The organism is Sphingobium sp. VMM, from assembly GCF_056790315.1.
The window spans coordinates 24,522-44,684 of the sequence record NZ_JBXGSI010000009.1 but is presented as its reverse complement, the minus strand read 5'-3'; the positions used below and the strand labels follow the sequence as shown (position 1 = coordinate 44,684).

The 20,163-nt window shown below is 66.3% G+C and carries 17 protein-coding genes; 11 read left to right on the top strand and 6 right to left on the bottom strand.

Going from position 1 to position 20,163, the window contains the following annotated elements:
* Window positions 1-21: 21 nt before the first annotated feature.
* Window positions 22-903 (bottom strand): helix-turn-helix domain-containing protein, encoded by an 882-nt coding sequence (locus ACUCV3_RS13055; RefSeq protein WP_048937875.1) that lies wholly within the window; start codon window positions 901-903, stop codon window positions 22-24.
* 151 nt (window positions 904-1,054) lie between these two features.
* Here ACUCV3_RS13055 and pobA point away from each other — a divergent pair, with 151 nt between their 5' ends.
* From pobA to ACUCV3_RS13040, 3 genes are read left to right on the top strand one after another with little or no spacing between them, the layout of a single operon-like run.
* On the top strand, window positions 1,055-2,236 hold the full coding sequence (gene pobA, locus ACUCV3_RS13050) for a 4-hydroxybenzoate 3-monooxygenase (RefSeq protein WP_048937876.1): 1,182 nt from the start codon (window positions 1,055-1,057) through the stop codon (window positions 2,234-2,236).
* 56 nt (window positions 2,237-2,292) lie between these two features.
* A complete protein-coding gene (locus ACUCV3_RS13045) occupies window positions 2,293-3,063 on the top strand; it encodes an NUDIX hydrolase (protein ID WP_048937877.1) in 771 nt (256 codons plus the stop codon).
* 3 nt (window positions 3,064-3,066) lie between these two features.
* Window positions 3,067-3,795 (top strand): extensin-like domain-containing protein, encoded by a 729-nt coding sequence (locus ACUCV3_RS13040; RefSeq protein WP_048937878.1) that lies wholly within the window; start codon window positions 3,067-3,069, stop codon window positions 3,793-3,795.
* 6 nt (window positions 3,796-3,801) lie between these two features.
* On the opposite strand, the gene trpE is transcribed toward ACUCV3_RS13040, so the two are convergent.
* Together trpE and ACUCV3_RS13030 are read right to left on the bottom strand one after the other, a co-directional pair.
* On the bottom strand, window positions 3,802-5,325 hold the full coding sequence (gene trpE / locus ACUCV3_RS13035) for an anthranilate synthase component I (protein WP_080993589.1): 1,524 nt from the start codon (window positions 5,323-5,325) through the stop codon (window positions 3,802-3,804).
* A gap of 1 nt (window position 5,326) precedes the next feature.
* Window positions 5,327-7,276, bottom strand: coding sequence for a peptidylprolyl isomerase (locus ACUCV3_RS13030; RefSeq protein ID WP_037517726.1), 1,950 nt, complete (start codon window positions 7,274-7,276; stop codon window positions 5,327-5,329).
* 211 nt (window positions 7,277-7,487) lie between these two features.
* Between ACUCV3_RS13030 and tpiA the strand changes: the two genes are divergently transcribed.
* From tpiA to pyrG, 3 genes are all read left to right on the top strand, one after another.
* Window positions 7,488-8,231: a triose-phosphate isomerase gene (gene tpiA, locus ACUCV3_RS13025; protein WP_048937879.1), complete on the top strand. Its 744-nt coding sequence runs from the start codon at window positions 7,488-7,490 to the stop codon at window positions 8,229-8,231.
* A gap of 376 nt (window positions 8,232-8,607) precedes the next feature.
* Window positions 8,608-8,985 (top strand): preprotein translocase subunit SecG, encoded by a 378-nt coding sequence (gene secG, locus ACUCV3_RS13020; RefSeq protein WP_482240679.1) that lies wholly within the window; start codon window positions 8,608-8,610, stop codon window positions 8,983-8,985.
* A gap of 90 nt (window positions 8,986-9,075) precedes the next feature.
* A complete protein-coding gene (pyrG, locus tag ACUCV3_RS13015) occupies window positions 9,076-10,707 on the top strand; it encodes a CTP synthase (RefSeq protein ID WP_048937880.1) in 1,632 nt (543 codons plus the stop codon).
* A gap of 131 nt (window positions 10,708-10,838) precedes the next feature.
* Here pyrG and ACUCV3_RS13010 read toward each other — a convergent pair whose 3' ends face one another.
* Window positions 10,839-11,951 (bottom strand): NADH:flavin oxidoreductase/NADH oxidase, encoded by a 1,113-nt coding sequence (locus ACUCV3_RS13010; RefSeq protein ID WP_048937881.1) that lies wholly within the window; start codon window positions 11,949-11,951, stop codon window positions 10,839-10,841.
* 201 nt (window positions 11,952-12,152) lie between these two features.
* Here ACUCV3_RS13010 and ACUCV3_RS13005 point away from each other — a divergent pair, with 201 nt between their 5' ends.
* On the top strand, window positions 12,153-14,693 hold the full coding sequence (locus tag ACUCV3_RS13005; RefSeq protein WP_048937882.1) for a TonB-dependent receptor: 2,541 nt from the start codon (window positions 12,153-12,155) through the stop codon (window positions 14,691-14,693).
* Window positions 14,687-15,508, top strand: a complete 822-nt coding sequence (locus ACUCV3_RS13000) for a hypothetical protein (protein ID WP_048937883.1) — start codon at window positions 14,687-14,689, stop codon at window positions 15,506-15,508. The genes ACUCV3_RS13005 and ACUCV3_RS13000 overlap by 7 nt, the downstream gene beginning before the upstream one ends.
* Before the next feature lie 6 nt (window positions 15,509-15,514).
* Here the strand turns inward: ACUCV3_RS13000 and ACUCV3_RS12995 are convergent, their stop codons facing one another.
* Window positions 15,515-16,201, bottom strand: coding sequence for a pentapeptide repeat-containing protein (locus ACUCV3_RS12995; protein ID WP_482240678.1), 687 nt, complete (start codon window positions 16,199-16,201; stop codon window positions 15,515-15,517).
* 8 nt (window positions 16,202-16,209) lie between these two features.
* The gene (locus ACUCV3_RS12990; RefSeq protein WP_048937885.1) at window positions 16,210-17,358 is read right to left on the bottom strand and encodes a PQQ-dependent sugar dehydrogenase; all 1,149 of its coding nucleotides are present in this window, start codon (window positions 17,356-17,358) and stop codon (window positions 16,210-16,212) included.
* 164 nt (window positions 17,359-17,522) lie between these two features.
* Here ACUCV3_RS12990 and ACUCV3_RS12985 point away from each other — a divergent pair, with 164 nt between their 5' ends.
* From ACUCV3_RS12985 to rimP, 3 genes are all read left to right on the top strand, one after another.
* Entirely contained in the window at window positions 17,523-18,638 is a 1,116-nt protein-coding gene (locus ACUCV3_RS12985; RefSeq protein WP_048937886.1) for a GNAT family N-acetyltransferase, read from the top strand.
* Window positions 18,635-19,480, top strand: coding sequence for a proline dehydrogenase family protein (locus ACUCV3_RS12980; RefSeq protein ID WP_122928811.1), 846 nt, complete (start codon window positions 18,635-18,637; stop codon window positions 19,478-19,480). The genes ACUCV3_RS12985 and ACUCV3_RS12980 overlap by 4 nt, the downstream gene beginning before the upstream one ends.
* A gap of 158 nt (window positions 19,481-19,638) precedes the next feature.
* On the top strand, window positions 19,639-20,163 hold the full coding sequence (gene rimP, locus ACUCV3_RS12975; protein ID WP_048937897.1) for a ribosome maturation protein RimP: 525 nt from the start codon (window positions 19,639-19,641) through the stop codon (window positions 20,161-20,163).

The following is a 20,163-nucleotide window of genomic DNA, read 5'->3' as shown; positions in this document are numbered from 1 at the left end:
GTCCAGAGCGGGCGGCGCGCCTTATCCGTTCGCGCCCTGCTGGGCCTCGCGATAGGCGCGGGCGGACAGGCCCATGTTGCGCTGGAAGAAGCGGCTGAAATAGGCCGGGTCGGCAAAGCCGATCGAAAAGCCGATCTCGGCAATCGACAGGTTGGAATAGAGCAGGGCCCGCTGCGCTTCGAGCAGGGCGCGCTGGTCCAGCATCTGCGCCGGCGATCGGCCCGCCATCCGCGCGCAGGCGACGCGCAGGGCGGTCTGGCTGACGCCCAGCGCGGCGGCATGGACCGACACCGGTTCGCGCAGGCGGAAGCGCTGCTCGATCCGTTCGCGCAGCCGCGCCACGATCGACGCATGTGGTCCGGCACGCGGGGCGGCGTGGACGGCGGCGCTGCGATGGCGCAGTGCCGTCACCAGCAGCGACAGCATCGCCGCATCGACCGCCGCCCGGTGGCCCGGCGCCGACCAGCTGAGTTCGCGCATCAGATCGGCCACCAGCCGTTCGACTGGCGGCAATTGCGCTGCGCTCATCTCGATCGCGTCGGGCCGCTCGAACAGGCCGGTCAGTTCCGGGCCATGGCGGCCCAGATCCTGCAGATAGGCGTCGGCCATGGTGATGACGAAGCCGGCGGTTTCCTCCAGCCATTTGAAGCCATGCACGGCGGTGGCCGGCACCAGCAGGAAGCTGGGCGCGACGAAGCGCAGCTCCGCGCCATCCGCCTCCATCGCGCCGCCGCCCGAGGTGATGAGGAAGATATGGCTCAGCTCGCTATGAGCATGCGGTTTGATCGTCCATTCGCTGGGACGTGAGCGATCGTCCAGCGTTTCGACATGGACGAAGCCCTCCGCCACCAGCCTGTGGGGCTCCCCATAGAGGTAGAAGGTCGGGAAGGACTGTTTCGACATTGGGCATGGTCCCGTCGGGATGCGCTGGGGCTGATGAATTGTCCAATTAATAGGCTGGTGCGCCCATGTCCATCGCCGGCCGTGCGGATAGGGTAGGCGCATCGGACAAACAGGGGCGCCGTCAGCGCGCCCGGATCATGAGAGGATGCGAATGCGCACCAGCATAGCCATTATCGGCGCCGGCCCGGCCGGCATGTTCCTGGCCCATCTGCTCGCGGCGGGGGGCATTGCCGCGGTCGTGCTGGAACGGCGCGACCGGGCCTATGTCGAGGGGCGGGTGCGTGCCGGCGTGCTGGAACAGGTGACGACCGACCTGATGCATCGGCTGGGCCTCGGCAGCCGGCTCGATCGCGAGGGGCTGGTCCATGGCGGCACCCAGATTTCGCTCGACGGTTCGCTGTTCCGCATCGACATGGCGGCGCTGACCGGCGGCAGCGCGGTCACCGTCTATGGCCAGCAGGAAGTGATGCACGACCTGTTCGAGGCGGCGCCGGAGCGCGGTGTCGAGATCGTCTGGAATGCGCAGGATGTGACGCTGGAGGGGCTGGACGGCGATCATCCCGTGGTCCGCTGGCGCCAGGATGGCGTCACGCAGGCATTGCAATGCGACTATGTCGTCGGCTGCGACGGCTATCATGGCGTCAGCCGCAACAGCATCCCCGCCCATGTGCTGCGCACGTTCGAGCGTGTCTATCCGTTCGGCTGGCTCGGCATATTGGCGGATGTGCCACCCGCCGACCATGAACTCATCTACGCCAATCATGAACGCGGCTTCGCGCTCGCCTCGATGCGCTCGCCCACGCGCAGCCGCTATTATATCCAGTGCGGCCTCGACGAGCAGGTCGAGGACTGGTCCGACGATCGTTTCTGGGACGAGCTTTGCCTGCGCCTTGGCCCCGACGCCGCATCGCGCGTCACCCGCGGGCCGAGCTTCGAGAAGTCGATCGCGCCGCTGCGCTCCTTCGTGTCGGAACCGATGCGCTGGGGCCGGCTGTTCCTGGCCGGCGATGCTGCCCATATCGTGCCGCCGACCGGCGCCAAGGGGCTCAACCTCGCCGCGTCGGACGTCATCATGCTGAGCGAGGCGCTGGTCGACCATTATCGCGGTGGATCGGATGCCGGGCTGGACGGCTATTCCGCCCGCGCTCTGGCGCGTGTCTGGAAGGCGGAGCGCTTTTCCTGGTGGTTCACCTCGATCACGCACCGCTTCCCCGACATGGACGGTTTTGCCCGCCGCATCCAGGCGGCCGAGATCGACTATATTCGCGGGTCGCAGGCGGCGCAGCGCACGCTGGCGGAAAATTATGTCGGCCTTCCGCTGATGGCTGCCTGACGCCTCTGGCCGGGGCGGGGCTTTACCGCCCCGCCGGATGCGGCCTAGACCGGGGCATGAGCGAAGAGAATGACGCGGGGCGCCCCGCAGCGACGATCGTGATCGTGCGCGACCGGCCGGGCGCCGCGCCCGAGCTGCTGATGATGGAACGGGCCGCGACCATGGCCTTTGCCGCCGGTGCGCTGGTCTTTCCGGGCGGCGGCGTCGATGATAGTGACCGGGCGCTGGCCGCCAGTATGTCCAGCGATCTGGCCAGTGACGAGGTCGCAGCACGGATCGCGGCCATTCGCGAGACGATCGAGGAAAGCGGCCTGGGCGTCGGTCTGGCGGGGTCTGTCGATGCCGCCACCGTGTCGGCGATTCGCGCGGGCCTGCTCGGCGGGGCGCCGCTCGGCGATCTTCTGGCGCCGCGTGGCATCGTCCTGGCGCTGGATGCGCTGGTGCCGTTCGCCCGCTGGCACCCGTCTGCACGGGAAAAGGCGATCCGCGTCTATGACACCCGCTTCTATCTCGCCCGCGCGCCGCTGGGGCAGGAGGCAAGCGTCGACGCGACCGAGAATGTTCGTTTGTTCTGGAGCAGCGCCGCCGCGACCATCGCCCGTGCCGATGGCGGCGACGGGCATGTCATCTTCCCGACCCGCCGCAATCTGGAACGGCTGGCGCAATATGACAGTTTCGACGCGCTCGCCGCCCATGCCCGCAGCATCCCGGTGGAAAAGGTGCGCCCCTGGTTCGAGGAGCGCGACGGCGAGCCGCATCTCTGCATCCCGGCGCATCTGGGCTATCCGGTCACGTCGGAACCAATGCGGCAGGTCCGGCGTGGTTAGGGCATGCGCCGCCTTCATCTGACCCTTCGTGCCCTTGTCATTGTCGCTGTCATCCTTGGCCTGCTCTGGGTCGGATACGCGCTGCTGCGCCAGCGACCGCAGGATCTGCCCTGGACCAGGCTGGACCTGTCGCAGCCGGTCGGCCTGTTCACCGGTCGCAAGCTCGCCGCCCTGACCGGCGACCGGGCGCAATGCCTGGCGCTGCTCGACCGGGCGGGCATTGCCTATACGGCGATGAAGCCGGGTGGGGGCGAGGGGCAGTGCGGCTATGCCGACGCGGTCCGGCTGAAGGCGGAAAAGGGCATGATCGCCTTGTCACCCGCCGGGGTGGCGCCGTCCTGCCCGGTGGTTGCCGCCCTGCGCGTCTGGGAATGGCAGGTGGTGCAGCCCGCCGCCCAGCGCCTGTTCGGCCAGCCGGTGCGCTCCATCACCCATTTCGGTTCCTATAGCTGCCGGCGCATGTACGGTCGCAGCCAGGGCGACTTCAGCGAACATGCCACGGCCGACGCGATTGATGTCGCGGGCTTCGTGCTGGCCGATGGCCACCGGATCAGCGTGGTCGGCGACTGGAAGGGGCAGGGCAAGGACGCCGCCTTCCTGCGTGACGTGCGCGATGGCGCCTGCGGCCTTTTCTCGACCGTGCTCTCGCCCGACTATAATGCCGCCCATCGCGACCATTTCCACCTCGATCAGGCGGAACGCGGTGCGACGGGCTGGCGGGCATGTCGTTAAAGGCCTTTACTGCCCGTAGCCAGCCTGCTTGGCCAGGCTGACGGCTTCGCGCGCGGCGGCGAGCAGGGCGCCGCTCTTGGCCTCGCATTCGCGCTGCTCATATTCGGCGGTCGAATCGGCGACGATGCCAGCGCCGGCCTGGACGTGCATCACGCCATCCTTCAGCACGGCGGTGCGCAGCACGATGCAACTGTCCATATTGCCGTCCGGTCCGAAATAGCCGACGCCGCCGGCATAGGCGCCGCGCGTTTCCGGCTCCAGTTCGGCGATGATCTCGCAGGCGCGGACCTTGGGCGCGCCCGACACGGTGCCGGCGGGGAAGCCCGCGAACAGCGCGTCGATCGCATCCTTTTCGGGCGCCAGACGGCCGACCACGTTCGACACGATGTGCATTACATGGCTGTAGAATTCGACCGTATAGCTTTCCGTCACGGTAACGCTGCCGGCGCTGGCGACGCGGCCGACATCGTTACGGCCCAGGTCCAGCAGCATCAGATGCTCGGCCCGTTCCTTGGGATCGTCGAGCAGGCTGGCGCGGTTGGCGGCGTCCTCCACCGCATTCTTGCCGCGCGGGCGGGTGCCGGCGATCGGCCGGATCGTCACTTCGCCATCGCGGGCGCGGACCAGGATTTCCGGGCTCGACCCGATCAGCGCAAAGCCGGGCAGGTCGAGATAATAGAGGAAGGGCGACGGGTTGATCCGGCGCAGTGCGCGATAGAGCGCGATCGGCGGCAGGGTGAACGGGCTGGTGAAGCGCTGCGCCAGCACCACCTGGAAGATGTCGCCTGCGACGATATAGTCCTTGGCGCGGTCGACCATCTGCGCGTAGCGGCCCGGTTCCAACACCGGCGTCACGTCGATCTCGGCAATGTCGGCCGGGGCGGGCACGGCCGGCAGCGGCGCAGCCAGGCGCGCGGCGGTCGCGTCGATCCGCTCCAGCGCCTGCGCGATGGCCTTTTCCGCGTCGGCGGCCTGATCCTTCCATACCGGGGCGACCAGGAACAGGGCGTCGGCCAGGCGATCGAACACCAGGATGACGGTCGGCCGCACGAACAGCATGTCGGGCAGGGCGATGTCGTTGGCGGCCGGGCGGGGCAGCTTTTCGACCAGGCCTACCGTCTCATAGCCGAAATAGCCGACCAGACAGGCGAGTGCGGCTGGCAGGGCGGGGTCCAGATCGGCGCGGCATTCGGCCACGAGTGCGCGCAGCGCCTGCAACGCATCCTGTTCGGCCAGGACGAAGGCGTCGCGATCGGTCGCCCATTGGCGGTTGATCTCGCCCTTTGCCCCCTCGGCGCGATAGACGAGGTCGGGGGCCAGGCCGATCAGGCTGTAGCGGCCACGCACCGCGCCGCCCTCGACCGATTCCAGCAGGAAGTCGCCCCGGTCCGGCTCGAACAGCTTGAGCGCAGCGGAGATCGGCGTGTCGGTGTCGGCAATCTGCCGCCGCCACACCAGGCCCGAACGACCCTGTGCCAGTGCCGCGCGAGCGACGGCCGTGCCGTCCACCATTCCCCCCTGCGCCGCCATCTTACTGCTCGCCGCTGTTGGTGGCGGACAGCGCCTTCTGGGCTTCGGCCACGGCGTTCGCCTTGCGGGTCACGCCCATGTCCTTCTCGATCGCGCGCTCGAACTGGGCGCCATATTCCTCGCCCACGACGTCGCCGAGCTGGGTGCGGACCTGGTTCAGCAATTCGGGCTGACCGGCGGCGTCGCCACGCTTGATGGCGTTCAATTGCACCACGAAGGTGCCGCGATCCTGGCCGATCGGCAGGGTCTTCACGCTGTTGGCGGCCATCGAGAAGAGGATGGCGATTTCCGCCGGCGGGCGCTGCTGGCCGCGCATCAGGTCGGCGCGACGGCCACCCACGACCTGCGGGGCGGGCAGCTTGACGCCGGCCTGGGCCAGCGCATCGGCCAGCTTGGTGCCCTTGGCGACCTTGGCGCGGATGTCCTCGGCCACCTTCTGCGCCTTCTCATAGCCCTGGCTCAGCTTGTACTGCGCCACGACCAGCGGCTTGATCTTGGCGAGCGGCGGCGGGGCGGGGGCGACGATGTCGCCCGGCGCGGCCAGCGCATAGCGCTTGTCGGCGGTGATCGGCACCAGCTGGGCATCATCGTCGGCGCTCATCGCGAAGACGGGGGCCAGCAGCGGCTGCAGGTCGCTGTTGGGCTGATAGGTCTCGTCCTCGACCTGCTTGCCGCTCGACACCAGCAGCGGCGAGGTTTCCAGCTTCAGGCCATTATCCTTCGCGACTTCCTCGAAGGTGCCGCCATTGGCGATCTGATCCTCGATCTTGCCGGTGAAGTCGGTCAGCAGCTGCTTTTCCTTCTGGGTGCGCAGCGTCGCAATGATTTCATCGCGCACCGACGCCAGCGCACGGGCCGGGACATTGTTGAGCGCGGTGACGCGCAGCACGATCCAGCCGAGCGAACCACGGACCGGGCCGACCAGTTCGCCCTGCTTGGCGGCAAAGGCGGCGTCGGCGACCGGCTTGGACGCGGTGGCGGCCAGCGCCTCGCGGCTCTGGTCGGTCAGGGTCGATACGGCCAGGCCCGCACCCTGGGCGGCGGCGGCCAGCGTCTTGCCGGCCTTCACCTGGTCGGCGATTGCCTTGGCGCCCGCCTGGGTCGGCAGCACCAGTTGCTCGACGCTGCGATTTTCCTTGGCGGCATAGGCCGCCTTGTTCTGGTTGTAGGCGGCGGTGATTTCCGCCTCGGTCGGCTGGGCCGCCTGGGCGAAACGCTCGCTGTCGATCACGGCATAGCGGATGCGGCGCTGTTCCGGGATGGTGTAGCGCGCGGCATTCTTCTTGTAGAAATCGGCGACCTGCGCGTCGGTCGGCTCCTTGGCGTCCAGGAAGGCGGCGGCCGGGATCGCGGCGATCGTGCCCTGGCGTTCTTCCAGCAGCAGCGATGCATAGGGCAGCGCCACGCTGTCGGGCAGCTTCACGCCCAGACCGACCGGGGCCAGCAGCTGGCGCTGCAGGATTTCACGGCTGATATCGTCGCGCAGCGACTGTTCGCTGATCCGCTCACGCTGCAGCAGGGCGCGAAAATTATCCTGGCTGAAATTGCCGGCCGCGTCCTGGAAGGCGGGGATCTGCGCGATCTGCGCATCGACCAGCCGCTTGCTGATATGGACGCCCTGATCGCTGGCGAACTGCTTGAGCGTCAGCGCGGCAACCAGCTGGTCGAACACCTGCTTGCCACCACCCTGGGCAAAGAAATCGCCGATCTGCATGCCCGGATTTTCGCGGCGCGCATTTTCGAACACGCGCTGGATGCGGTCCTGCAGCTCGCTCATGCGCAGCTTGGAACCGCCGGCCTTGGCGACGGTGTCGCCGCCGCCCAGGCCGGTCCCGAACTTGCCGCTGGAAATGTCGCCCAGGATGAACGCCGCCGCGATCAACCCCAGAAAGAGGATCGCGAAAAAGGCGCCGAATTTGGAACGGATGAAACTGCGGAAGACAGAGAGCATGAGAATGTCCGGTTTTTATGCGGCGATATGGCGGCCCGCTTTAGGGGCGGATCGACCCGGCGGCAAGTGCGGCCGTGGCGGACGGTCTGGACAAATGCTGCATCGCCGTCCATCGGCTTGATTGCCTGAAAGCGGAACCAGGAGACGCGGTGCATGCCGTGGGGACCCGCTGCGGGCACGTGCAGCAATAATCACAAGGGGACTTGGACCGATGAGCAGGCGCAAGCTGGTGGTCGGCAACTGGAAGATGAACGGGATGCGCGCGCATCTCGACGAGGTGGAGGCGATCGGCAAGCTCGCCGCGCAGCATCCGGCGGTGGAAGTCGGGCTTTGCCTGCCGGCCACGCTGATCATGGCCGGGTCGCAGCTGAGGGGCGCAGCCTTCATCGGCGCCCAGAACTGCCATATGGAACTGAGCGGCGCCTATACCGGCTCGCTGTCGGCCGAGATGCTGATCGAGGCGGGGGCTACCTGGGTCATCACTGGCCATAGCGAACGGCGCGAGACGCGCGGCGAGACAAACGCCGATGTTGCCGCCAAATCGGTCGCCGCCCATGCCGCGGGCATGAAGGTGATCCTGTGCGTGGGCGAAACGCTCGCCGTGCGCGATGCTGGCGATGCCGACGAAGTGGTCACCGCCCAGTTGCTCGCCTCTCTGCCCGAAGGCGCAAGCGCCGACTGGCTGGCCGTTGCCTATGAACCCATCTGGGCGATCGGCACCGGCCGCATCCCGACGCTGGAGGCGATCCAGTCGATGCACGCCACCCTGCGCGCCGCGCTTGCCAGCCGGATCGGCCAGGAACAGGCCGATGCCATGCGCATCCTCTATGGCGGATCGATGAACGGCGACAATGCCGCCGAGATCATCGCCCTGCCGGACGTCGACGGCGGTCTGGTCGGCGGCGCCAGCCTGTCGGCCGCCAAGTTCGAACCGGTGATCGCCGCCGCGGATTGATGCCGAACGCCCTCTCTTCGTGCGGAAGAGGGGGCATTCTGGCCTGATGCGAGTCGGGCTCGTTGCTGGCTGTGCGTTGAAGGGGCTGGCTATCTTCACTCCGTTCGCCCTGAGCGAAGTCGAAGGGCGCTGCTGAGCGAAGGCGAAGCTATTGCCTCGCTCCGCTCGGCCGAGGGCTTCGACTTCGCTCAGCCCGAACGGTTCTTTCACTGTTCAGACTTGATTATATGGGCCATTGCAAGCCATCCGCAGCACCCTCTGCACGCGCCCTCATCCATGCCTTCGTTCATATCGACAGGCTCGCCGGTTGCCCCGGCGGCCCATCATCGCTATGTGCGCGCCAACGCATTCCTTCATTGGACAGAAAAGAACCCGCATGTTCACCTTCCTTCTCGTCGTGCAGGCGATCGTCGCTGCCCTGCTGGTCACCGTCATTCTGATGCAGAAGTCGGAAGGTGGCGGTCTGGGCGTCGGTGGCAGCCCGGCCGGGCTGATGTCGGCGCGCGGCGCGGCGGATTTCCTGACGCGTTCGACCACGATCCTGGCGACCATCTTCGTCCTGCTGTCGATCACCCTGGCGGTCATCGCCTCGGTCCGTCATGCAGGCGGCGACATCGATACCTCGCTGGTCAAGTCGGCCCCCGCCACGCAGGCCCCCGCGCCCGCGACCGGCAACGCCGAACCGCTGGCCGGTGCGGCCAGTGCCGCCGGCAATGGTTCGGCAGCGAACGGCGCAGTTCCGCTCGCTAACTGACCTTTTCGTCGTTCATCGCCATATTTTTTGCGAGCGTGCGGATTCGCGCGCTTGCTCAACTCGTTTGTATAAGGCTAAGCCTCTTCTCCCATGACGCGGTATATTTTCATCACCGGCGGCGTGGTCTCCTCGCTTGGTAAGGGCCTCATGGCCGCATCCTTGGCAGCGCTGTTGCAGGCGCGGGGCTATCGCGTGCGAATCCGGAAATTCGACCCCTATCTCAACGTCGATCCGGGCACGATGTCGCCCTATCAGCATGGCGAAGTCTATGTGACCGACGACGGGGCGGAAACCGACCTCGATCTTGGCCATTATGAACGCTTTACCGGCGTGTCGGCGCGCCAGTCGGACAATGTCACCCAGGGCCGGGTCTATCAGACCATCATCCAGCGCGAACGGCGCGGCGACTATCTGGGCGCGACCGTCCAGGTCATCCCGCACGTCACCGACGAGATCAAGGCGTTCGCCACGGCGGAGACCGACGATCTCGACTTCGTGCTGTGCGAAATCGGCGGCACCGTCGGCGACATCGAATCGCTGCCCTTCATGGAAGCGATTCGCCAGCTCCATAATGATCTTGATCGCGGCCAGTCGATCTTCGTCCACGTGACCCTGGTGCCCTATCTTGCGGCAGCCGGCGAACTGAAGACCAAGCCGACCCAGCATAGCGTGCGCGAGCTGACCTCGCTCGGCATCCAGCCCGACATCCTGCTGTGCCGCGCCGAACATCCGCTGCCCGAAAGCGAGCGCAAGAAGATCGCCCTCTTCTGCAATGTCCGTCCCGAGGCGGTCATTCCGGCGCTCGACGCCAAGAGCATCTATGCCGTGCCCGAGCAATATCATGCCGAGGGGCTCGACAATGAAGTGCTGCGCGCCTTCGGCATCACCGATGCGCCCGCGCCGTCGATGGACCGCTGGACCGACATCATGGATCGTCAGCTCAACCCCGAGGGCGAAGTGACGATCGGCGTGGTCGGCAAATATGTCGGCCTGCTCGACGCCTACAAGTCGCTGCACGAAGCGCTGCACCATGGTGGCCTTGCCAACCGGGTGAAGGTCAACATCAAGTGGATCGACGCCGAACTGTTCGAGAAGGGCGACGACCTCGCCGCCAGCCTCGAACCGATGCACGGCATCCTCGTCCCCGGCGGCTTTGGCGTGCGCGGGTCGGAGGGCAAGATCGCATCGGTCAAGTTCGCGCGCGAACGCGACGTGCCCTTCTTTGGTATCTGTCTTGGCATGCAGATGGCCTGCATCGAAGGCGCGCGGAACACGGCGGGGATCGAGAATGCCTCGACCACCGAGTTCGGCGAAACCAGCGAGCCGGTCGTCGGCCTCATCACCGAATGGATGAGCAAGGAAGGCCTGCAGAAGCGCACCGCCGAGACCGATCTGGGCGGCACCATGCGTCTGGGCGCCTATCCGGCTAAGCTGGCGGGCAACAGCGTCGTCGCCGGCATCTATGGCAGCAAAGACATCAGCGAGCGTCACCGCCACCGCTATGAAGTCAATGCCGGCTATCGCGAACCGCTGGAAAAGGGTGGCCTGATTTTCTCGGGCATGTCGCCGGATGGCACGCTGCCCGAAATCGTCGAGCGGCCCGACCATCCCTGGTTCGTGGGCGTGCAGTTCCACCCGGAACTCAAGTCCAAGCCGTTCGACCCGCACCCGCTGTTCGCCAGCTTCATCGAAGCGGCGGTCAAGCAGAGCCGGTTGGTATAAAGCGTTTTCGAAGTAGGCGGGATCGCCTGCTGACTCGGAAAACGCGCAAAATAAGAACTGGAACAGTCGAACCGATACAATCGGATCGGCTGTTCCAGGATAAACGGGGCCGAAAGGCCCCGTTTATCGTTTCAGCCCTTCGGCGCGTCGAACAGATTGCGATATTGGCGCGGCTGGCAGCGCAGATATTGCGGCGCGGCCTTCACCGAAGCGCCCAAATGCGCGGCCGCGTGCCAGGGCCAGCGCGGATCATAGAGGATGGTGCGGGCGATCGCGATCAGATCGGCGTCGCCGGTGCCGATGATCGCTTCGGCCTGTTCGAAATCGGTGATCAGGCCGACGGCGATCACCGGCATGTCGATCGCCTGCTTGACCGCGCGGGCCAGCGGCACCTGATAGCTCGGCCCCACCGGAATATCCTGGCGCGGGTCTAGGCCGCCGCTCGACACATGGATGGCGCTGCAGCCGCGCGCTTCCAGCGCCTTGGCGAAGGCGATCGTCTGTTCGATGTCCCAGCCGCCATCGACCCAGTCGGTGCCCGACACGCGCATCGTCACCGGCTTGTGCGCGGGCAGGGCCGCGCGCACCGCGTCGAAAATCTCCAGCGGCAGGCGCATCCGCTTTTCCAGGCTGCCGCCATAATCATCGTCGCGCTGGTTGGAGAGCGGCGAGAGGAACTGGTGCAGCAGATAGCCATGGGCGCCATGGAGTTGCACCGCATCGATGCCGATCGCGTCAGCCCGCTTCGCTGCCGCGACGAAGGCATCTCGCAGCCGCTCGATCCCGGCCTGGTCCAGCGCCATCGGCGCGTTGGTGCCCGGCGTGAAGGGCAGGGCGGAGGGGGCGACCGTCTGCCAACCATTGACCGCGTCGGGCGCGATCTGCGCGCCGCCCTTCCATGGCACTTCGGTAGATGCCTTGCGCCCGGCATGGCCGAGCTGAATCGCGATGGGCATGTCGCTATGGCGCCGCACGCCGTCCAGCACACGCTGCATCGCCGCCTGCGTGGCATCATCCCACAGGCCGACATCGGCATGGCTGATCCGCCCCTCGGGCAGCACTGCGGTCGCCTCGATCGTCAGCAACGCCGCGCCCGACAGGGCAAGCTGGCCGAGATGAATGAGGTGCCAGTCGTTCATCTCGCCGTCGACGGCGGAATATTGGCACATCGGCGCGATCACGATGCGGTTGTCGAGGGCAAGGCCGCCGACATCGAAGGGCTGGAACAGCTTGGGAGCGCTCATGCAGGTCTCCAGAAGTGGGAGAGGGAGAGAAGGCCCGCAAGATAGGAAGCCGGCCGGGCGGCCGAAAGGGGGCGTCTCTCGCGGTCGCAAGATGGTCCGGTCTTCAAAATGTCATTAATCGGTCATCGCGGTGCAGCGCTTCGGAAACGCCGCTGTCGCGCAGCTTTCCTAATCGCGACCCCGACCAGAGGGGACTCGATCATGACCAGGATTTTTGCGGCATCCATCAGCCTGTTCGCACTCGCGATCGCCGGCACCGCCCATGCGCAGCAGCCGCTGCCCGAGGAGGATGGCGGCATCGTCGTCACCGGCCAGCGCGCGCAGTTGCAGCGTTCCATCGACCAGAAGCGGGCGGCGCTGGGCATCGTCGATGTGACTGCGTCCGACGATATGGGCCAGCTTCCCGACAAGAATGTGGCCGAAGCGGTCGAGCGCCTGCCCGGCGTCGGCGTCCAATATGACCAGGGCGAGGGACGCTATGTCGCGGTGCGCGGCGTGCCCTCCAGCCTCAACGGCTATACCATCAATGGCTTCGAGATCGGCAATCCCGACGGGCTCGACCGGCGCCTGCCGCTCGACATCCTGTCGGGCCAGCTTTTGAAGCAGGTGGAGGTCGCCAAGGTGAAAACCGCCGACCTGACCGGCCAGGGCATCGGCGCGACCATCAACCTCGTCACCCAGACCGCCTTCGACTTCGACGATCGCTTCATCTTCCAGGCGAACGGGCAGGTCGGCTATCAGGAACTGCGCAAGGGCGACCAGCCGATCAAGGGCGATGTCACCATCGGCACCCGCTTCGGCACGGACGAACAGTTTGGCATCCTGCTGGGCGCCAGCTATTCCGACCGCACCTATACCAGCTATGGCATCTATCCCGATGACTGGACGCCCGACGCCGATGCCGCGCGCGGCGCCGTACCGGTCAACATCAAATATAATGACTATCGCCTCAAGCGTGAGCGGATCGGCGCGGCCGGCTCGTTCGACTGGCGCGGCGAGAGCGTCCAACTCTATGTTCGCGGCATCTATTCCAAATTCTCCGAGGATGAGTATCGCCAGCGCTTCCGGCTCGATTTCTCCGACATCGACTGGGATGCCAATGGGCTGACCGGCATTGCCTCCACCAGCGAGCAGCGTTCCGACCTGCGTCTGGAATATAAGGAAAAGTCGGTCCTGTCCTTCATGGCCGGCGGCACGGCCGCGCTGGCTGACAACTGGTCGCTCGATTTCGGAGCGGCGCGCACCCGCAACGAAGTGATCGAACCCAATCAGCTCTGGCAGTTCCGGGGCAATCCCGGCGCGGTCGCGGTCGATTTTTCGGACAAGCTGTTTAGCGCCGTGCCGGTCGACGGTTATCTCGATCCGTCGGACCTGGGCTTCCGCCAATATTCGGCGCAGGATGAATATGGCCTGGAAAAGACATGGCAGGGCCGGCTCGACCTCACCGGCAAGCTGCCGACGATCGGCCAGAACAGCTTCGTCAAGTTCGGCGCCAATGGCCGCTGGACCGACAAGCGCTTTGATTCCTCCAATGACGTCTATGGGCGCGGCAGCAGCGCCAACCGCTTCACCCTGGATGGCCTGTCTGGCGACACCGTCATCGTGAAGCTGGGCGATGGCCGCAATTATTTCCTCGGCCCGGTGATCGATGCCGACCTTGTCGATGCCTATACCCAGGGCAAGCTGGGCGGCGCGCAGTTCGTGCTCAACGAAGCGACCAGCCTGGCCAATGAAACGCTGAGCGATTTCGACCTCAGCGAGAATGTCTATGCCGGCTATGCCATGGCCAATCTCGACTTTGGCGCGCTGTCGGTCACGGGCGGCCTGCGGGTCGAGCGGACCGAACTGGACATTGACGGCTATCTGCTGGAAGGCGACGTCGTCCGCCCGACGTCGGGCCGCACCCGCTATAGCAACTGGCTGCCCAGCCTGGTGGTGCGCGTGACCCCGTCGCACGACACCGTCTTCCGCCTTGCCTATTCGCGCAGCATCGGCCGGCCCAGCTATGCCGACCTGTCGCCGGGCGGCACCGTCACGGTGGAGGGCGCGGACGAGATCAGCGTGTCGAGCGGCAATCCGGCGCTCAAGCCCTATGTCGCGGACAATCTCGACATGTCGGCCGAATGGTATTTCGCGCCCGGCGGCCTGATCAGCGTCGGCGCCTTCGCCAAGTTCATCCGCAACCCGATCTTCACGCAAAGCTATACCATCAATGACGGCAGCTTTGGCGGCGTTGCCTATGACCGGATCAATTTCAGCCAGACGCTCAACGCCGACAAGGGCGATATCATCGGCCTGGAAGCCGCCTGGCAGCAGCAGTTCACCTTCCTGCCGGGCCTGCTCTCGGGTCTTGGCATGAACCTCAACCTCACCCTGATCGACTCCAGCCTGCGCATGCCCGACCGTGGCACCGTCGCCTTCCCCGAACAGTCCAAGCTGCTCTGGGGGGCGCAGCTCTTCTACCAGAAGGGCGTTGTCGAAGCGTCGGTCGCCTATCATCATACCGGCCGCGCCTTGCTGTCGGCGGGTGATATCCGCCTCAACGACCAGTATAATGACGATCTGCGTCGTCTGGACGCGAAGATCGGGGTGGATGTGACGAAGAATGTGCGCCTCTTTGCCGAAGGGCAGAATCTGACCGACGAGCCGACCCGCCAATATCAGGGCGGCGTGCGCGACTGGGTGATCCAGAATGAACGCTATGGTCGCACCTTCTACGTCGGGGCCTCGGTCAAATGGTAAGGGCGCTGCTTGTCGGAACCGCGCTGCTGGCACTGGCCGGCGCGGCGGTCGCGCAGCAGGCGACGGAGGCCCCGTCGCCGCCGCCATCTCCCGTCAGCATGCGGATCAAGGCATCGGAGGCGCATCAGGGCGCAGCCTCCGACGGCACTTATGTCTATGCGATCGATAATGACCGGATCGGCAAATATCGCATCGCCGACGGCCGGCGCGTGGCGCAGTGGCAGGGGGAGCGCCGCCTTTATCCGCACATGAACAGTTGCACCGTGGTCGGCGTCGAACTGGTCTGCGCCGCGTCCAACTATCCGGCCGTGCCGCAGACCAGCGCGGTCGAGATTTTCGATACGAAGACGCTGAAACATGTCCGCAGCGTCAGTCTGGGCTTTGGCCCCGGATCGCTGACCGTCATGGATCGGCATGCCGGCAAATGGTGGGCGGTCTTCGCCAATTATGAGGGCAAGGGCGGCGAGCCGGGGCGCGACTATCGCTATACGCTGCTGGTGCGGATGGACGACGCCTTCCGGGCGGAGGCAAGCTGGGCCTTCCCGGCCGATGTGCTGAGCCGCTTTGCGCCGAAAAGCTGCTCGGGCCTCAGCTGGGGCGCCGACGGGCTGATCTATGCCACCGGTCATGACCGGCCCGAAGTCTATGCGCTGAAACTGCTCGAGGCGGGATCGGTGCTGGAGCATGTCGGCACGATCGGCATTGCCACCCCCGGCCAGGCGATCGACTGGGATCCCAAGGCGCCCCGGCGCCTCTGGTCGATCGGCCGGGGTGCTGGCGAGATGGTGGCGAGCGAAATGCCGCCGGTCCGATAGGGCGGCTCAGCGCACCTTGAGCCCCAGTTCGGCGAGCAGTTCGCCGGCCTGGTCGCGCGAGATGGTGGCGCCGCGAAAGCGGCTGGCATCGCCCAGATGGACGCCGCCTATGTCCGCGCCGCGCAGGTCGGCGCCCTCGAACCGGGCACCGTCCAGCATCGCCTCGCGCAGGCTGCAGCCCTCGAAACTGGTCATGCGGAAATCGCATTTGCGCAGGTCTGCCTGCGAGAAATCGATGCGGCTCAGCCGTTGCTTGCGGAAGGACAGGCCGGGCAGGCGCGCGTCGATCAGCAGGCATTCCGCCATGTCGACCTCCAGCGCGCGCAGGTCCGACAGGTCGGCGCCGGTCAGCTTGCACTGGGCCAGCCGGGCGCCCTCCAGCCGCGCCCGCCGCAGCACGGCATTGTTGAAATCGCATCCGGTCAGCACCGCGTCGCTGAGGTCGCAGCCGGTGAAAGTCGCGCCGCCGCCCCGGCAGCCCTGCCAGCGCGTGCGCTCCAGCATGGCGCCGGCCAGATCGGCATTGCGCAGGTTGCAGCGCTCGAACTGCCAGCCGGTAAGGTCGAGCTGCGTCAGTTCCGCCGCCTCCAGATCGCAGTCGATCAGGACGTGGGGCGTGCCCGCCAGGGCAATGATGTCGGCGCGCGCCAGTTGCTGCCCGGTACGCGCGGGCAGGGCATCCATGTCGGTCATGCCGCTATCTATGCCTTGGGCGTCAGCTTGAGCAGGCGGCCCTGCGACTTGCCGCCATCCTCCAGCAGCCACAGCGCGCCGTCCGGCCCCTGTTCGACCTCGCGGATGCGCGCGCCCATGTCCCACTGGTCGGCCTTTTCCGCATCCTCGCCGTCCAGCTTCACCCGCACCAGCGACTGGCTCGACAGGCCGCCGATGAACAGCGATCCCTTCCATTGCGGGAACAGGTCGCCCGAATAATAGATCAGGCCGCCCGGCGAGATCACCGGATTCCACCAGACCTTCGGCGCCTCATAGCCGTCGCCGGGCTTGTGATCGGGAATGTCGCGGCCGTCATAATGGCTGCCGTTCGACGCCTTGGGCCAGCCATAGTTGAGGCCGGGCTTGATCAGGTTGACCTCGTCGCCGCCCTGCGGTCCCATTTCCTGTTCCCACAGGCGCCCGTCCTTGTCGAAGGCGATGCCCAGCAGATTGCGATGGCCATAGGACCAGACCGCCGGGTTGAAGCCCTTGGCGCTGAGCGGATTGCCCGCCGCCGGCGTGCCGTCGAGGTTCAGGCGCAGCACCTTGCCCAGGGTCGATTTGGGGTCCTGTGCCGGGTCGAACTTCTGTCGCTCGCCATTGGTGAAGAAGAGATATTTGCCGTCCGGCGAGAAAGCGATGCGGCCCGAATAATGGCCATTGCCCTCGACATAGTCGCTGGCGCGGAAAATGACCTTCACGTCCGCCAGCCTGGTCGTGCCGTCGCTCGCCTGGTCGAAGATGCCGGTGGCGAGCGCCACGCCCTTGCCGCCGGCACGATCGCCTTGGCCGACCTCGGAAAAGCTGAAATAGACTTTCTTGTCCTGCGCGAATGTCGGGGAGGGGACGATGTCCATCAGCGCGCCCTGACCTGCGCTATCGACCTTGGGGATGCCGGCGACCGGGATCTTGGTGCCGTTCTTCGGATCGAACAGAATCATCTCACCGGCCTTTTCGGTGATCAGCATCCGCCCGTCGGGCAGGAAGGTCATCGCCCAGGGTGATTCGAAATCGGCAATCACCGATGTCTTGAACGGCTTTTCCCCAGCGGTCGCACCGGCATTCTGGCCGGTCGCATTGTCCGCCGAACAGGCCAGCAGGGCGAGGGGGAGAGTGACGGCCATCACGCGCAGCATGGGAAACTCCTGTTATAATATTCGCGGGGGGAAAGCCGATTTTTCGGCGGGGGGTTCCATGCCCGCATCCTCCACCGGATGCGGGCATGGATGCAAGCCTCATCGGCGATCAGCCGATTTCTTAAGCTTCTGCCGCTAGAGAACTGAGCGGCAAGAGGGGGAATATGGTGCTGCACGGCGTATCGGATTTCGATGCTGCGTGCGCGCAGGCAGGCGCCTTGCGCGTCGAGCCGCTATGCCTTGCCGACGCGCTGGAATCGACCGCGCTGGCCCGCGCCTGGGAAAGGCTGGAGGCGCGCGCCGACTGGCCGACCCAGACCCGCCTGTTCGCGGCCACGCTGAACGATCGGATTGCCGCCGGGCCGAGCCGCATCATGACGGTTTGGGCTGGCGCCGATCTGGTCGCGCTGCTGCCGCTGTGCCGCGATGGTGGCGCACTGGCCCGCTGGCGGATGATCGGCGCGCGCGAGACCTATGAACCTGGCGACTTGCTGTGCAACGGGACGGCGGCGGCAGATGCGCTGGCCGGCGCGATCGCGCGTTTGCCGCATCCCTTGCTGCTCGATCGCATTTCGGCCGGGTCGCCCTTGATCCCCGCACTGGCGCGGGCGGTGCGGCGGCGCGGGCGGCTGGTCGTGCGACCGGCCATGGCCTGTCCCCATATCGCGCTGGATGAGGGGTGGCGCGACCCGGAAAGCCGCTTCAACGCCGGTCGCCGCTCCGATTTCCGTCGTGCCCGGCGCAAGGCGGAAGGGTGTGGCATGCTCCAATGCGAGACGCTGGCGCCGGATGCCGACAATTTCGATGCCTTGTTCGACGAGGCCGTCGCGGTCGAGGCGCAGGGCTGGAAGAGCGAGGCCGGCACCGCCATCGCCACCGACCCGCGCCAGGCGGCGATCTTCCGCGCCTTCTTCCGCGCGGTGGCGCAGCGCGGCGACCTGCGCATCTCCTTCCTGCGGATTGATGGCCGCGCCATCTCGATGCAGATGGCGGTGCTGTGGAACGGCCGCTACTGGCTGTTCAAGATCGGCCATGACGCGGCCTTCAACGCCTGTTCGCCGGGCGGGCTGCTGATGCTCCATGCCATCGGCTGGGCGGCGCAGGCGCGGCTGCACAGTTTCGAATTTCTCGGCGTTGCCGAACCCTGGATTCGCAAGCTCTGGACCCAGACGGAGCATGACTGCGTCCAGTTGCGCACCTATCCCTATAATCTGCGCGGCGCGGCGGCCTTTGCGGCGGACGCTATTGTCTGGTCGCGGCAACGGCTGTGGCGGCGGTGAAAGGCGGGGCCGCCTGGCGCCTGTTGCGGGACACGCGTTATGCCCTGCCCGGCGCGCTGGGGCGGGTCATCCCGGCACCCGACGCCCCCCATGCGGTGGCGATCGCCCGGCAACAGGCCCGCGCCGGCGCTGCCACCACGATCGGCTATTTCGAAGGGGCGGGGGGGGATCCCTCGTCGATCATGGCCGCCTATGCGCGGGTGGCACAGCGGGCGCGCGGCCTTGACCTCAGCCTGTCGGTAAAGGCGCCGCCGCTGCGTTTCGATCCGGTCAGCCTGCGCGAACTGGCGCAGATTGCGCGCCAGTCCGGCCTGTCGCTGGTGTTCGACGCCCATGGCCCGCAGGATGCGGACGAGACGCTGGCGGCGGTCGAACGGCTGCTGCCCGACTTTCCCGATACCGGCATCGTCCTGCCCGCCCGCTGGCAGCGCAGCGTGGCCGATGCGGCCCGGCTGCGCGACAGCAGCGCGCCGGTCCGGCTCGTGCGCGGTGAATGGCCCGACCCGGCGGGCGATGCCGTCGATCCCGATGCCGCTTATCTGACGCTGGTCGAAGCGCTGGCCGGCCGCGCGGCACCGGTCGCGATCGCCACCCATCGCCCCGCGCTGGCCGACCGGGCGCTGGCCCTGCTGCGCAACGCCGGCACGCCGTGCAGCCTGGAGCAGTTGCGGGGCCTGCCGGGCCGTCGTTGCCGGGCGGTGGCGCGGGGGCAGGGGGTGCCGGTGCGCCTCTATGTGCCGTTCGGTCCCGGCTGGATTCCCTATGCGCTGGACCGGGCGCTGGCCCGGCCCTATCTGCTGGCGTGGCTGTGGCGCGACTGGACGGGCCGCGCAGACCCCTGAAATAGCGCATTTTACGAAAGATGTTGCAGGTCATTGGCAACCTGCCTATATGGATATTGCTTCCTTACATCGTCACACATGTCAGGGTCGCAGGCACCAAGCCTGCGGCGGCAACAAGCAGCTATATATTTCTGGCCTATCTGATTTCTGGAGTATCCATGGCGGACATCGCCGAACTGACCGCATTGATCGAGCCCGAGGTAAAGGCCCTGGGGTTCGACCTCGTGCGCATCAAGCTGTTCGGATCGGGCGACGAATATACGCTGCAGATCATGGCCGAAGACCCGAAGACCAAGCAGTTGGTCATCGAGGATTGCGCCGCGATCTCGCGCCGCCTGTCCGACGTGATGGATGAAGTCGACCCGATCGAGGAAGCCTATCGTCTGGAAGTCAGTTCGCCCGGTATCGACCGGCCGCTGACCCGCTTGCACGATTTTCTCGAATGGGCGGGCCATGAAGCGAAAATTTCCGCGACCGAAGTGGTCGAGGGGCGCAAGAGCTTCCGTGGCATCCTCAAGGGCGTCGAGGGTGAGGATATCCTGTTCCAGGATGCTAAGGCCGGCGACGTCACCATCCCGTTCGCGCTGGTCGGCGATGCCAAGCTGATGCTGACCGATGCACTGATTTCTGCTACCATGCCGCTCTCCTCCGATGGGGCGGACGAGTTCGAAACCGAGGAATAA